At 40.1% G+C, this 14,826-nt stretch carries 14 protein-coding genes; 3 read left to right on the forward strand and 11 right to left on the reverse strand.

Features of this window, described 5'->3' with window-relative positions:
* Positions 1-24 precede the first annotated feature (24 nt).
* Together AC0VYJ_RS13425 and AC0VYJ_RS13430 are read right to left on the reverse strand one after the other, a co-directional pair.
* Entirely contained in the window at positions 25-1,188 is a 1,164-nt protein-coding gene (locus AC0VYJ_RS13425) for an endonuclease Q family protein (RefSeq protein ID WP_475365405.1), read from the reverse strand.
* A 4-nt stretch (positions 1,189-1,192) separates the two neighbouring features.
* Positions 1,193-1,732, reverse strand: coding sequence for an NUDIX hydrolase (locus AC0VYJ_RS13430; protein WP_475367493.1), 540 nt, complete (start codon positions 1,730-1,732; stop codon positions 1,193-1,195).
* Between the two features lie 120 nt (positions 1,733-1,852).
* On the opposite strand from AC0VYJ_RS13430, the gene mciZ reads away from it, so the two are divergent.
* Entirely contained in the window at positions 1,853-2,011 is a 159-nt protein-coding gene (gene mciZ / locus AC0VYJ_RS13435) for a Z-ring formation inhibitor MciZ (protein ID WP_194222006.1), read from the forward strand.
* Between the two features lie 43 nt (positions 2,012-2,054).
* Here mciZ and AC0VYJ_RS13440 read toward each other — a convergent pair whose 3' ends face one another.
* Complete coding sequence (locus tag AC0VYJ_RS13440; protein WP_475365406.1) at positions 2,055-2,594, reverse strand: cysteine hydrolase family protein; 540 nt, start codon at positions 2,592-2,594, stop codon at positions 2,055-2,057.
* A gap of 136 nt (positions 2,595-2,730) precedes the next feature.
* On the opposite strand from AC0VYJ_RS13440, the gene AC0VYJ_RS13445 reads away from it, so the two are divergent.
* Positions 2,731-3,642 carry an aldo/keto reductase gene (locus tag AC0VYJ_RS13445; protein ID WP_475365407.1) on the forward strand — a complete coding sequence of 304 codons (912 nt, stop codon included), beginning with the start codon at positions 2,731-2,733 and terminating at the stop codon, positions 3,640-3,642.
* A 53-nt stretch (positions 3,643-3,695) separates the two neighbouring features.
* On the opposite strand, the gene AC0VYJ_RS13450 is transcribed toward AC0VYJ_RS13445, so the two are convergent.
* From AC0VYJ_RS13450 to AC0VYJ_RS13460, 3 genes are read right to left on the reverse strand one after another with little or no spacing between them, the layout of a single operon-like run.
* Entirely contained in the window at positions 3,696-4,364 is a 669-nt protein-coding gene (locus AC0VYJ_RS13450; RefSeq protein ID WP_475365408.1) for a CoA transferase subunit B, read from the reverse strand.
* Positions 4,365-4,374: 10 nt separating this feature from the next.
* A complete protein-coding gene (locus tag AC0VYJ_RS13455) occupies positions 4,375-5,061 on the reverse strand; it encodes a CoA transferase subunit A (RefSeq protein ID WP_194222010.1) in 687 nt (228 codons plus the stop codon).
* Between the two features lie 23 nt (positions 5,062-5,084).
* A complete protein-coding gene (locus AC0VYJ_RS13460) occupies positions 5,085-6,269 on the reverse strand; it encodes an acetyl-CoA C-acetyltransferase (protein WP_475365409.1) in 1,185 nt (394 codons plus the stop codon).
* 161 nt (positions 6,270-6,430) lie between these two features.
* Here AC0VYJ_RS13460 and AC0VYJ_RS13465 point away from each other — a divergent pair, with 161 nt between their 5' ends.
* Positions 6,431-7,348, forward strand: coding sequence for a hydroxymethylglutaryl-CoA lyase (locus AC0VYJ_RS13465; protein ID WP_475365410.1), 918 nt, complete (start codon positions 6,431-6,433; stop codon positions 7,346-7,348).
* A gap of 55 nt (positions 7,349-7,403) precedes the next feature.
* On the opposite strand, the gene AC0VYJ_RS13470 is transcribed toward AC0VYJ_RS13465, so the two are convergent.
* From AC0VYJ_RS13470 to AC0VYJ_RS13490, 5 genes are all read right to left on the reverse strand, one after another.
* A complete protein-coding gene (locus AC0VYJ_RS13470) occupies positions 7,404-7,565 on the reverse strand; it encodes a hypothetical protein (RefSeq protein WP_159782922.1) in 162 nt (53 codons plus the stop codon).
* 21 nt (positions 7,566-7,586) lie between these two features.
* Positions 7,587-7,901 carry an iron-sulfur cluster biosynthesis family protein gene (locus tag AC0VYJ_RS13475; protein ID WP_160918920.1) on the reverse strand — a complete coding sequence of 105 codons (315 nt, stop codon included), beginning with the start codon at positions 7,899-7,901 and terminating at the stop codon, positions 7,587-7,589.
* A 1-nt stretch (position 7,902) separates the two neighbouring features.
* Positions 7,903-8,463, reverse strand: coding sequence for a PadR family transcriptional regulator (locus AC0VYJ_RS13480; RefSeq protein ID WP_194222013.1), 561 nt, complete (start codon positions 8,461-8,463; stop codon positions 7,903-7,905).
* Positions 8,464-8,709: 246 nt separating this feature from the next.
* Positions 8,710-12,996, reverse strand: coding sequence for a S8 family serine peptidase (locus tag AC0VYJ_RS13485; RefSeq protein ID WP_475365411.1), 4,287 nt, complete (start codon positions 12,994-12,996; stop codon positions 8,710-8,712).
* Between the two features lie 733 nt (positions 12,997-13,729).
* Complete coding sequence (locus AC0VYJ_RS13490; protein ID WP_475365412.1) at positions 13,730-14,818, reverse strand: FAD-dependent oxidoreductase; 1,089 nt, start codon at positions 14,816-14,818, stop codon at positions 13,730-13,732.
* Positions 14,819-14,826 lie beyond the last annotated feature (8 nt).

A 14,826-nucleotide genomic window follows, 5' to 3' on the forward strand; every position in this document is an offset into this window, starting at 1 on the left:
TTGAACGTATGACTGATCGATAGATTATCTCTTTTGGTTTACAACTTTACCGTATGTTCCACCCCCACCTTGTTCTAAAGTAAGCTGCCCATTCCTTGAAAGGACGATCATATGAGCGAGTGACTCTCCCACAACGCCGGTCAGATCACTCTCAGTCACCCGGTGAAGAATATTCATCTCCGTACTAAAAGAATCTAATAGACGCTCGAAAGTTTTTGGTCCAACCCCTGGTAGAAAGTCTAGAGGAACGTGATGTACATATGGAGGACGAACAGGGCACGTCGACGCTGAACTCAATTCTTGAATTCGATTCGCCACCCCTTTTATAATCTTCTTACTTCCGCATGAATCGCAAACCAACTGATTAACTGGAGAATTACATTTAGAGCATATGGTCTCATAATATTTACCTAATTTTGGGTCCAATCCAAAATTCGCTGCAATTTTCCGGTCATATTTGCCTTGTAATGCCTTTTTCCACTCAAGAAATGTGGGTTGTTTTAAATATAAGCATTGATATTCTCGAGCTATTTTTTGTGTGGAATGTGCGTCTGAATTCGTCAAAAATGGGTAACGATGAAGTTCTTCAATTTGGTCTGCCATCTGTGTGTTAGAAGAAAGACCTAATTCAATTCCATCAATATTGTTTAGGTCAAAAACTTCGCTTATTGACTGATGGACTCCCTTCCCAAATAGGCTCTTAAATGGTGTGAATATATGGGCAGGTATAAATAAACCATCAAGCTCTTTTGCCTTTTCTTGAATGACCTCCGCTCTTTCATATATGCGTTGAGAACTTAGAGTAATGTTCGTCATTCTAGCTCTTAGCCAATCTGAAAAATGTTTCATTTTTGTTAAATCAGGCAAATAAACTAGTACATGAATAGGACCCTGACATTTCTCATCATAGATTTCGATTTCGGTACCTAAAATGAGAGTGAGAGATTCAAACCGAATTCCACCCTCACTCAATTCATAACATTCACCCTTCTCCAAATAATCTTCTATCTCTTTCATAACTTCAGGAACGTGACAATCGATCACGCCCACCATATCAAGCCCTTTTTTTGCACTAGCTTCATTAAGGATATGAGATAGTGTTAACGTTTTTGAACCAGTTATCTTAACAGGTTTGTTCGTTCTAGTTCTCCCGATATGAATATGAAAATCTGCATAACATGATTTCATGTGATCACTTCAATTTCATTTGTAAATACATGAGAGCATAAGCGGTTTTAGCATCATGAATTTCTTGGCTTTCTACCATCTTTTCCATTTCTTCTATTGTTAAATGAAGAACATCAAGAAACTCATCTTCATCAGCCGATTGTTCTCCTTTTTTCTCTAATCCCTTTGCTACGTATAAATGAACAAGTTCATTTGCAAAACCAGGTGATGTGTAAAATGAAATCACTTTTTCAAGTGAGTCACACGTATATCCTGTCTCTTCTTCTAATTCACGAACTGCTGTAACTTCAGGTTTCTCCCCTGGTTCAAGTTTCCCAGCTGGGATTTCCACGATAGCTTTATCAAGGGCTTTACGATATTGTTTAACGGCTAAAATTTTATGATCGGGCGTCTCTGCAATAACCGCAACCGCACCAGGATGATCAATTAATTCACGCTTACTTTGTTTCCCATTTGGTAACTCAACATCTTCCACTCGTAAGTCTATAATTCGACCTTCGTAAATCGTTTCTGAATGCAAGGTCTTTTCATATAAATGGTCCATTTGTTCATCATCTCCTGGTTCTAAAAATTCAAATCGATACATAAAGTCTATCACATGAGACAGATAATAGGGAAAAGACTAAAACCATTAATGTATCGAACTATTTAGGAGGTTCTGTTTATGAAAGTCTATATTCAGCCAAACGGTGTCACAATGGTAGGAAAACCAAAGCAGATTCAGTTAATGATTAGACATTATATGAATCATTATGAAACGATTGAAGAATGGATTCAGGCTCCTGCTGTTCGAACTAAAGCACACCTAAGGTTAATACAATAAGAAAACAACAAGAAACGCTGCCATTAATGGCAGCGTTTCTTGTTTAACGAATCTCCGTTTTGAAAATATTTTTCATTTGCTCAAGGAATACGTTATGATGCTCGGTAAACGTTGCCATACACGATGAATGGGCAACTGTTCTAAATCCTCTTGCGTAAGCACCATAAGCAGTTAGAAAATCGCAAATATCTGTACATACTCCTGCTAGATGAACAGTTTCTACGCGACGTGATTTGAGTATTTCTTCCAGATTCGTTCCATAAAATGCATCATATTCTGGCTTAGGAACAAACGTGACATTCGAAAGCTCCTTATTGGATTCATACCACTGCTGTAATTCACCATATAACTTCTGTCCCCACGTTCCTCTTACATTATGTACGGGCCAGATATTAAAGTGATCATCCTCTTCTTCATGCTCATCCATACAAATCACAACTTCCTTGCCTTCCTCAATAAACGTTGTGGCAAGTGAAATAATGCTAGGAACAATCTCCTGTCCCTTCTTGCCTGAAGTAAGTCCTCCCTCATCATGAACAAAATCATTGCTCATATCAATAATTAAAAGCGCTTCTGTTGCCATTCTACCGCCTCCCATTATGTTTACTATAGCAGGTGTGTTATCAGGTAACAAGACATCGGAATCAGCATATGATTGGCATGAATCCTCCTATCACGATACACTTAATACAGGTTAAAAATGGGAGGTATGGAATGCAATGAAAACCAATCAACTCGGAAGCTCAAAACTGAACGTTAGCGAAATTGGATTAGGTACTATGTCACTTGGCACTGATCGAGAGAAAGGTATTTCGCTTATTCATGAGGCAATTGATAACGGCGTTACATTTATCGATACAGCTGATTTGTATGACTTCGGTCTAAATGAAGAAATAGTAGGAGAAGCCCTACGTGATCGACGGGATTCAGTCGTACTTGCTACGAAAGCAGGGAACCACTGGGAAGAAGGAAAAGAAGGCTGGTACTGGGATCCATCAAAAAAACATATTAAATCAGCACTAAAAGCTAGCTTAAAACGATTGAAAACAGATCACATTGATCTCTTTCAGCTACACGGTGGTACAATCGAGGACCCATTCGATGAAACCATTGAAGCTTTTGAAGAATTAAAACAAGAAGGATTAATTATCGAATATGGTATTTCAAGTATACGGCCAAATGTCATCCGAGAGTTTGTAAAAAAATCTTCTATCGCATCAGTTATGATGCAATACAGCATTCTTGATCGTAGACCCGAAGAAGAAATTCTAGATTATTTGCATGAAAACAACATCAGTGTCATTGCTAGGGGACCGCTTGCTAAAGGCATGTTAACTGATCGATATGAGGAAAAAGTAAAAGAAGACGGATTTCTCGACCATTCTAAATTCGACGTTCTTGAAACTGTTAAGCAAATTTCTGAAATAAAAGGGGATAAGCGCAATTTAACTCAAACGTCACTAAAATATGCTCTTGCTCATCCCGCTGTAGCTACAGTAATTCCTGGAGCTAGTCGCAGTGAACAACTTCTCGCAAATATTACAGCACAAAATGCTCCAGACTTAACACCTGATGAAGTTCAGAAAATACGTGACGTTTCAAAAGTGAATGTGTACGATAAGCATCGGTAATTAAATAAAGAGCGCAGTCAAATGACTGCGCTCTTTCCTTCTCTTTTCATAAATTAAAAGGCATCTAATATTGGATCGCTAATAATAATATCCGGTTCTGTTGAAGCTTGAATTTGCTCAATGCTATAGCCAATGGCAACTTCTTTTAACACAAGCCCTTCATCCGTTATGTCAAAAACAGCCCGATCCGTAATGATTCGATTAACAACGCCTTGACCTGTTAGGGGGAGGGTACAAGAATTCAAAATTTTCGGGTCTCCGTTTTTGTTCACATGATCCATAATGACAACAATCCTTTTCGCCCCATGCACAAGATCCATGGCCCCACCCATACCTTTAATCATCTTTCCAGGTATCATCCAATTAGCGAGATCACCATCTTTTGAGACTTCCATTCCGCCTAGTATCGCAACATCAATATGTCCTCCACGAATCATCGCAAAAGACTCTGCACTATCAAAATAGGATGCTCCTTGCATCGCTGTAACTGTTTCTTTCCCGGCGTTAATAAGATCAGGATCAACTTCACCTTCAGTTGGATAAGGTCCGATTCCAAGAAGGCCATTTTCCGATTGAAGCACTATTTTTTTGCCTTCTGGTATATAGTTAGCTACCATCGTAGGCATTCCAATTCCTAGATTCACATAAAAACCATCCAGAATTTCTATTTCAGCACGTCTTGCAATCTTTTCACGAACTGCTGCTTTATCTACTTTCACCATTATGATCCTCCTATCGCGTTGTTAATCGCTCAATCTTCTTTTCCTGCTCACCCACAATAACCTTTTGAATATAAATACTTGGAGTATGAATTTGATCAGGGGATAACTCTCCTACACCTACTAATTCCTCTACCTCAGCTATGGTCACTTTACCTGCTGCAGCAATCATAGGATTAAAATTGCGTGCCGTTTTGTTATAGACCAAGTTCCCCATTATGTCCCCTTTCCACGCACGAACAAATGAGAAATCTGCCTGAATGGCTTCTTCAAGCAAGTACTCTTTACCATTGAATACTCTGACTTCTTTTCCTTCTGCTATCGGTGTTCCCACGCCAGCTGGAGTATAGAACGCTGGAATGCCAGCACCGCCTGCCCTTATTCTCTCTGCTAGCGTTCCTTGAGGAATGAGCTCAACTTCTAATTCACCCGATAACACCTGTCTTTCAAATTCTTTATTTTCTCCAACATAGGAACCTACCATTTTTTTTATTTGTCTGTTTTTAAGGAGCAATCCCAGGCCCCAGTCATCAACTCCACAGTTGTTCGATATGACTGTTAAGTCCTTTGTTCCTTTCTCTTTTAATGCAAGAATTAAATTTTCTGGTATACCTACAAGGCCAAACCCACCAACTAGAATCGTTGCTCCATCTTGAATGTCTTGTACGGCTTCTTCAAACGTATCAAGTACTGGCTTCATTTATTTAAACCTCCATATCTTTTTTAAGTTCGTTCAACGATTGTTGCTACGCCCTGTCCTCCACCAATGCAAAGCGTAGCCAGACCAAACCGCTCATTTCTACGTTTCATTTCATGTAGTAGGGTTACTAAGATTCGAGTACCACTTGCGCCAATCGGATGACCAAGAGCGATCGCCCCACCGTTCACGTTCAAGATTTCTTCATTAAAATCAAGGTCTCTTCCAACGGCAAGAGATTGAGCAGCAAAAGCCTCATTTGCTTCCACTAGATTCATTTGATTCATTGAAAGTCCAGCACGTTCAAGTGCTTTCTTCGTAGCAGGAACAGGACCTAACCCCATTACGCTTGGATCTACACCTCCACTTGCATTCGAGCGAATAACAGCAAGGTATTCTATTCCAAGTTCATCAGCCTTTTCTTTACTCATTAAAACAACAGCGGCTGCGCCATCGTTAATACCAGAAGCGTTTCCTGCTGTAACCCCACCGTTTTTCTTAAAAGCTGGGCGTAACTTTGCAAGTTTATCAGCCGTTGTTCCTGGTTTAACGTATTCATCGGTATCAAATAAAAGAGGGTCACCTTTTCGCTGCGGAATAGAAACCGGGAGAATCTCTTCTTTAAAACGCCCCTCTTCAATTGCAGCCTGTGCTTTTTGTTGACTCCATGCAGCAAATTCATCCATTTCTTCTCTTGTTAGCTGATAATGATCGCACAGGTTCTCAGCAGTAACACCCATATGATAATCGTTAAATGCGCACCATAATCCATCTTGAATCATGCTATCCACCATCTTTTGGTCACCCATTCGTAAGCCTTCTCGTGCTCCGTTTAATAAATAAGGTGCCTGACTCATGTTCTCCATCCCACCAGCGACAACAATATCTTGATCGCCAAGCATAATAGATTGAGCTCCTAGATGAACGGTTTTCAATCCTGAACCACATACTTTATTGATTGTCATCGCAGGAGTTGAAACTGGGATTCCCGCTTTAATCGCAGCCTGACGTGCAGGATTTTGTCCGAGACCCGCTTGTAGAACGTTTCCCATAATGACTTCTTCCACCTGATCTATTGATAAGTCAGCTTTTTCGATCGCTCCCTTAATGACAGCGGCCCCAAGTTCTGTAGCTGATATAGATTTTAGTGAACCATTAAATGAACCTACCGGCGTTCTGACAGCGCTTACAATTACAACATCTCGACTCATTTCGATTTCCTCCTTATGTATCTATGACTCTCTTCTACATAATTCTTACTTAATTCAAAAAACTCCTTCCTCCAAGCGAGAATTTCCATTATTCAAACGATTATCTTGCAAGACTTCCGATCCTTTGTTTTAATTAAAGATAGCGCTTACAAAGAAAGGTGATGAATGTTTTGCTACCACAACATGCAACAATCATTGAAGTTGGTCCAAGAGATGGACTTCAAAATGAACTAAATCAGATCAAAACAAATGATAAAATCCGTTTCATCAAAGCCTTAAAAACAGCCGGAATGAAAGAAATGGAGATTACCTCATTCGTATCACCTAAATGGGTTCCCCAAATGAAAGATGCCAGTGAAATAGTAAGTACTTGCCTTGACGGTACAAGAAACTTCGTCTTAGCCCCTAACCGTAAAGGGGTCGAGAGGATTAAAGAAACGAACGTGAAATCGATAGCACTTTTTGCTGGTGTTAGTAACTCCTTTAATCAAAAGAATAGCAATAAAGAGACAAAGGATCTACTCAATGAGCTAATTCCTTTAGTCAAAGAATTAAAAGCAGAAGGTTATTTCGTTCGTGCATGCATCTCTACTGCTTTCTATTGTCCATATGAAGGAAAAATAAAAGTAAATGATGCGGTTGACGTTTGCCGTCAATTTGTTGATGCAGGCGTAGATGAATTGAGCGTAGCAGATACTACTGGAATGGCCACTCCTGATGAATCACACAACCTTTTTAGCCAACTTGTAAAAGAATTACCGTCAACATTGTTAACAGCTCATTTCCACGATACAAGGGGTATGGCACTTGCTAACATCTATGCATGTCTCCAAGCTGGAATTTCAAGATTTGATACGTCAGCTGGCGGACTTGGCGGCTGCCCTTTCGCCAAAGGAGCGACAGGCAACGTTGCAACAGAAAGTGTTGTCTATATGTTGGAGAGAATGGGTATCAAAACAGGTATTGATCTAGAAAAACTAATGAGAGCTATTGATGAGATTGAGCCTCACCTATCAAGATCCATCCTAACACCTTATCGAACGTTATATAATAAAGAAAAGGAAGCTTCCATAAAGTAGACATATAAATATTATGGTAAACTAAATAAAATAAGCACACAGACGTGTGCTTATTTTATCCTTTTACTATAGTTAAAATAATACTATAGATTAGAGCTAGAACTAGTCCACCGATAACCGTAATTCGATCCATCTTTTGACCTTTAAATAAATTCAAAACTCCCTTTACGACCATAAATACTACGAAAAAAATAACAAAATACATCAAAAACGTCACTCTAGTAAATCCCCCTAATCGTTATCCTTTGTTTATATATCGCATTCTCGGGTTAATGATTTCACTATCACTTTTAAGCATAAAACACTGGTGTTTCGGAAGAAAATCAATTTTCATTTCTTTATCAAAAAACACTTTATATTGTTTCTGAATCAATACAGGTCTGAAATTTGACTCAAGCGTCATATTAAAATCACCCTGAGCGGAATCATTTACTAATTGCGTAACACCGTTCACTACACACCCGCAATCTTCGATGTCATAATGTAACTTCATATAACCCTCAGAATCATGTTCTAATTTCTCGATCGCTTGATCTGTGAAAGTCACTCTCATGTTATCTCTCCTCTCCACTATCTTCTATAATAACGTCTATAAACTCAATAGCCCAGTCACACCACTCAATCCAGGTTTTCATCTGACGCCTACCGTATTCAAGCGTAAGGTATTCCCCCAGACGATCTTTCTCTATTCTATGATCAACTGCATTTTCTTCTTTCCAGCTGTTCATATGATCAAGCACCATTTGGTGATGCTCTTTACTCTCTTTTAGGAATTGGATCGCTTCTTCTTTTGGAATAAGATGAAATAAAGAAACACGCATCAATTGTTCGTTTTTCATTTTTGGTGGGTCTACAGTATGATGAGCAAGCCATTCAATGAGAAGACGGTACCCTTTATCTTCAATAGAATAGATCTTTTTATCTGGAAGATCTAACTGCGGAACAATTTCAAAGCTTACTAGCTTCTCTTTCTCCATCTTTCCAAGTTCACGATAAATTTGTGTATGATGCGCAGACCAAAAATGGATCATCGTTTCTCTAAATTGTTGTGTTAGCTCATATCCGGTTGATGGTTTCTTTGTGAGTAATCCAAGAAGAGCATATCGTAAAGCCATATCATCATTTCCTTTTCAGCAATTTGCTTCTTCTCCATTATAAACGTCTTTACAATATCTTTGCACATTTGAAGTTGCAAATCCACATTTGACAATTAATTTGAATTTTATTTTATCAGAAATGATAAGAAAAACCACCGCCGATCATATGCTTATACATTGCTTAAGATGAAATTTGATAAAATACCGGACAAATCAAAAAAGCAGGCTGTCTATTTCGACTGCCTGCTTTTTCGATGGTTTAAACTATTCTTTCGTATTGATATTTAGTAATCCTTCCGCTGTTTTTCGTGTCTCGTTGCCAAAAGAATCTTTCACTTTCACTTCGATCTCAGCACCTTCAGCCACCACATTCGAAGTAGCTGTCCAGTAACCGACATAATGCCCTTCTGATACTTCCATCATTGGAAATTCAGTCATACTTGAAGGCATCATCGTTGGATTCACTAGCGGCATACGAATTGAGAAAGTAGCCTTTATTCCTGGAGAGCTATCGAATTCAATTTTCACTGATTCTCCCGCTTGAAGATCTTTATTTTGATCTGGTTTTAATTGATTAATGACCAATTCTTCTTGCTGGGAATAAACTTTGATCGACTTTTTCGTTTTATTTCCTGCTTTGTCTTTCGCCACTACTTTTATAATGTTCTCACCTTGCTCGAGCAGCATCCGATGTGAAAATGCACCATCTTCTACTTTCGCTTTCGTTCCGTTAACCTTTACCCAAGCAAGATTATCATCATGAACGTCACCTTTAACTGTTACTGATCCTTTATTTGTTTTCCAGTCATCTTTAGGAGATGTGATCGTTAATTCCGGTTTCGTTTGATCTAAAGTGACCATAACAGCATCAGATTCTCCCGTCATCCCACGATCAGTCGATGCACGAGCTGTTAACTGATTTTCACCATCGCTCAATTGGATTTCTGTTGTAAAATTACCTTCTTCATTAGAAGTTGTGACAGCTTCTTCTTCGCCATTTTTCATAACATGAACGTCTGTCATTGGTGCCGTTTCACCGTCAACTTCAATGCTATTCTTGTTTGTATATGAACCGTCTTTTGGAGATGTAATCATTGGTGCTGTTAGTTCATAATCAACGACTGCACGGATCATATAGTTCCCTTCTTCTTCAGGAGCCTTCGACCATGCGCCGCTAACATATTGAAAGCTTCGGTCGACATATTCCCCGTCTTCATCTGTTGCAAGACCCGGAGCATTTGGATTGGCATCAGCTTGAATATAAGTGAGATAAAAATCACCTTCTACGATCACTCCTTGATCAGACAGATCAACCATCGTCCATTCGCCATTTCGAAGAGCAGTCGCGTCAATTGGACCAGCGAGTTTCTTACCTGGTGCTCCATCCGGACCTGATGCATCATGAATTTCGACTTTAAAATTTGTGCCGCCTGGATTTGGCCATTCCGTATTCCAGAATCTAAATAACCCTCCAGTCACAAGCGCACGTTCTTGACCTTCTGCTAGCGACATTTTCACAGCCCAACCGTTCCCAGCATCATAGAACGCTCTTGCGTTCTCAGCAGTACCATCGTCATACCCGATTTCCCCTGCATATCCGATGAATGGGGAAAGATCAGCATTCTGTACAACGGTCTCGTTCGCTTCCACAGTGACGTTAAATGTTTCGCTATAGTAACCGGCCGCAAGAACTTTTAACGTATACTCCCCTTCATAACCTGTTACTGAATAATGTCCTTCTTCATCCGTTTGCACGGGTGCTATAGCAGCATCTTCTACTAATAAAACAGTTGCATCTTGGATTGGCTCTCCTGTTTCACTATTCGTGACTGTTCCTTCGATTTCTCCCTCTGGTATCGCTTCTAATGTGAAGTCAGCTTCTGTCACTTCATCATCTACGATCGTCACTTCCTGAGTCTCTGACTGGTAGCCATATGCTTCTGCAATAGCTGTGTAGTCCCCTGCTGCATGAGTCATGGAATAGCTCCCATCTTCCAAGTTCGTTGTTGCAGAGCGCCCTGTCTCAAGAATAGAAACTTCTGCTTGAAGCGGCAGAGCTTGAGGCGTAGGTGATGGTTTCTCTTTAACTGGATTTGCAACAAGCGGTGAAGGTTTTAACTTGTCAGGATTAACTTTTTCTTTCGCTTTGGCACTAGCAGATTTTTCTTCAGGCTGAACAGAAACTTTCGCGCTCTTTTTCTTAGCGGCGACTTCCATCGGCTCTGCTGATAAACTTACATCGTCAATATACCAGCCCTGCTTCATCACGCTACCATCCGTCTCGACGTGGAAAGCTAAATAAATCCGCTGATTTTCATAGGCTGATAGATCAACCTCTTCACTCACCCATTCATCAGAAAGATTATTATACTCCGCAAGAGCTTCCCAATTTTCCTGATCGGTTGAAACGAAGAGATGACCATAATCATAGTTTCTTTCTAGTTCATACCATTGATTGAATTGAAGATAAGCTTCACCTTCTGGTAAATCGATAGGAGGCATCATCAGCGTCATGTTAGCACTGTTGTCATAAGCTCCATCAAGGTTGGTTCCATAAACCTTTTCTCCAGAGTAAGCTTCAGGACCAACCGTTGGCGTCCCCCACTCCCATGAATTATTTTCTCCCCAGCTCATCCATCCAGCTGGCTCTGATTCAAAGTCCGTTTCGTATCCTGTTGAGATACCAGGGATAATTTCTACCTGATATTCGTCCGTTGTGACAACATGTCCACCATAGTCTTCGATTTTAAACCTGTAACTAACGGAAGGTTCACTGACGGCGTCACCTGGGATAATAGCTTGATAGGATCCAGAAAGATAGTTCCCATCAATTTTTGTTGCTTCAGTTGACGTCCACTCTCCGTTATGATCATATTCAAGCTCTACACTCGTTACGCTCACATTATCTGTCGCTGTGACGGTAAGAGGAAATTCCATCTGAGCATAAGCTTCTGCAGGAGCATCGTGTTGATACGTGGGCTCTTCTTCATCGCTTCCTTCTTTCATCACATCACCCTCTAATGTACCGAGCCCACTCATAACAGAAGAAACAGCGTCAAATGCATTCACTAATCCATAACCGTAACCATTATTCGGAGAATCTGGGAATTCATCGTCTGTAAGTGGTGTGACGGTGTTTAAAAAGATGTCTTCTATATCATCAACCGTCAACGATGGATCTGCTTGACGAAGGAGAGCAGCGATCGCTGATACGTGTGGCCCAGCCATCGACGTACCATTCCACCCTCCTTCATAGCTACTCCCTGGTACCGCAGAACGGATATTAACTCCAGGAGCTGAAACGTCAGGTTTTATTTCATCATATGGGGATGGTCCCTGTAGAGAGAAACTCCCAAGAGCATCATTGATATCTGTAGCTCCCGTAGCAAATGACTCAGGATAATTTGCTGGTGTTGCGATTGACTCCGGACCTCCGGGATTAAATAGTGTTGTATTACCCGCAGAAAATTCTGGGAATATATCTGCATTTCGCCAATTTTGAACCATTGGGCGATACCATTCGTCAAGCCCAGGCCCGCCTCCCCAAGAATTGTTCACGACATCAGGAGCCTTCTCAGGGTGTGGATTGCCTTCTGCATCCTTAGGAGCAATAATCCATTCTCCTGCTTCAAGAAGATCGATATCTGTTCCACCGTCTTCGCTAAAAGCTTTTACCGCTATCCATTTTGCCCCAGGAGCGACGCCAATCTCATTCGAACCATCCGGTTCAGCGCCAACCATAGTTCCCATTGTATGAGTCCCATGTGCGAGATCATCATATGGGGCGGCTTCTCCGCTTACAGCGTCAAACCAGTTAAATTCATGATCTACTCCTTCAGAACTATATCCTCGATACTGTTCCATAAGAGCGGGATGATCCCACTGAACACCGGTATCAATGTTAGCGATCACCGTCCCTGCCCCATCAATTCCCATATCCCATACTTCAGGAGCACCTACTCGATCAATATTCCACTCAATTGAGTTCGTATCTGCAGTCGTTTTAGCCTTAGTTTTCGTTTTATCTGGAATTGGCTGAATCTGCCTGATCTCGTTAGGAAGTATTTTATCCACTTCAGGAAATGATGCTAGTTGGTTCATCACTTTTTTTGTTGCTGTTACTGCCATACCGTTTACGATGTAAAATGATTTTATGTCTTCTGCATTGCCTTTTTTCTCTTGTTGTTCTAAGTATGTGGACACAGAGTGTTGTGTTTCAATAGACGTAGCTCTTAACGCATTAACAACAGCTGATCGCTTAGTGATTTCAGCTTGAAAGGAAGTTAAGTTGTTTTTCTTAGCCTTTTCTTCAGCTTCTTTCGCAACCTTTGTCGTATCAGCTTGTTCTGCAAATTTAATCAAGAACGTTACTTTTTCGTTCTTCTCGAATGCTTTCGATACCTTCTGGTCAATGCGTTTCACTTCATCATTCATGGATACAGAAGAATCACTTTTCGCGTTCGCTTGCATCGCTGGTTGTATGAAGCTCGTGATGAGGAGAATAAAACAAGCAAAGAGAGCTACGATTTTACGTTTGCTTCGTTTTCTCAAATTTCTTCCTCCCTAATTATTAGTTTTGTGTTTACACTCTGCCCTCCTTTTGTATTGCCGGGTTCACTTAATATGCTATACCAGGATTTGTCACAACCCAAACAAAAATAACTAAATATTCAGAAAATGATCCAATTCTCTCAAAGTACTTTTAATATAAAAAAATGACGATTGTCCTGCTTCTGAATCATTTTGATGAGTAATATCGTTTTTTAATAGTCTTTAGGGGTTAAGGACTATAGAAGCATCGATTCTTACTCAAGTAATTTACTTATGACAAAGTCCCTAAAATTCGCTTTTATATCTTTCGGATGTCAGCATAAAGGAGGAGTTTGTTCAAATAGCCTTTTATCGAAATGCCAAAAAAATTGAAAAGGCACTCCAATTTGTCATTTTTCGCTAGCAATCGTTTCGTCAACCCCTCTTTTTTCAGCACAAATATCCGACAGAATTTGCTCACCTCCACTCATAAAGTCGCGGTCTTTATGTATGAATTAATGAAGATTACACCTATATGGTTTATCCACAAACTACATTAACTTATAGTTTTGATGCTCGATTTTGGCTCATTCGAGTGCAATTTTAATCACAGAGCGTACATGAGCCAAAAATCAGCAACGTTCATTAACATCCTTTTTCAATAAAAAAACTCTCTTTCTTAAAGAAAGAGAGTTTTTTTATGAAGAGGACCTCTTAAAGTCCTATTGTAATACACCTCTAAGTGGGGCGTTACTCAAACATTCGTCTTGTATGTGGTCATAAACTTTTTATCTATTCTATTTTTTAATTTCCATGAGAGAGGATGATGAAGAACTATTCTCCCATATAACAGTAATCCCTGTTTCTGACCAGTAGAAAGAATCGATAAGTAAGTATTTTTAGGTTGGAAACGCCGACCATTCGCCTCTTTCAGAAACCCCTTTATGTTCGCCCAGAGGATCTCTGATTGTCGCACGGCTACTACACCGGCTTTAGGAAGGTCCGGATACTGGCGGATAGAAGCACAATCTCCTGCCGCAAAAATGGCCGGATACTCCTTCACTTGTAGTGTATCTTCTACAAGTAAATAACCCGCTTCATCAACTGGTAATTGAGATGTTCGAAATATACCTGGAGCTTTTGGTCCAGTTAACCATAGCACTTCATCATAAGCAATTTGATTACCAGTTGTTGTGATAATCTGACTTGACGTTACATTTGCCACTTTTTCTTGCAAATAAAGTGGCAAGCTTTTATCTTGCATAATTTGCTTGATTTTTTCCTGCGCTTTAGCAGAAGTATTTTCTAACAATGGTGAATGAGAAATTAATGCCACAGGTTTTTTATCCTCAAGTTTTCTTTTTGCAGTGAGCGCTAAAGCCATTTCAACACCTGCAGCGCCACCCCCTACAACGACAGGGGTTTCTGCCGCCTGCATTGCCTTCGCGACTTCCTCGAAACGATAGTTAGGTTTTATGCGGAGAGCATGCTTTCTAGCGCCAGGTACGTCAATTCCGGCTGTTAATGAACCGATATCTACGGAAAGAACATCATATGAGAGAATATCACCCTTTTCCGTTAACACAACTTTTGCTTTAGCATCTATAGATAACGCTGCACCCTCCGTAAAATAAATGCCTGCCTCTTTTGCTAATGTTGGAATATGTATTCGCATATCTTCTTTGTTATATAGCCCTTCAAGATAGCCTGAGAACATTCCAGAATAATATTGATACTCCGATGGAGAAATGAGTGTCACCTCATGCTCTCCTTTTTCTTCCTGAAGCTTCTTCATTATGTGAAGGTGAGCATGTCCCGCTCCAATTAACAACAGTTTCTTCAAGCTTCTCC

The sequence above is a fragment of the Anaerobacillus sp. 63XJN7_5_ISO-PGPR-S23-430 genome (genome assembly GCF_056173695.1).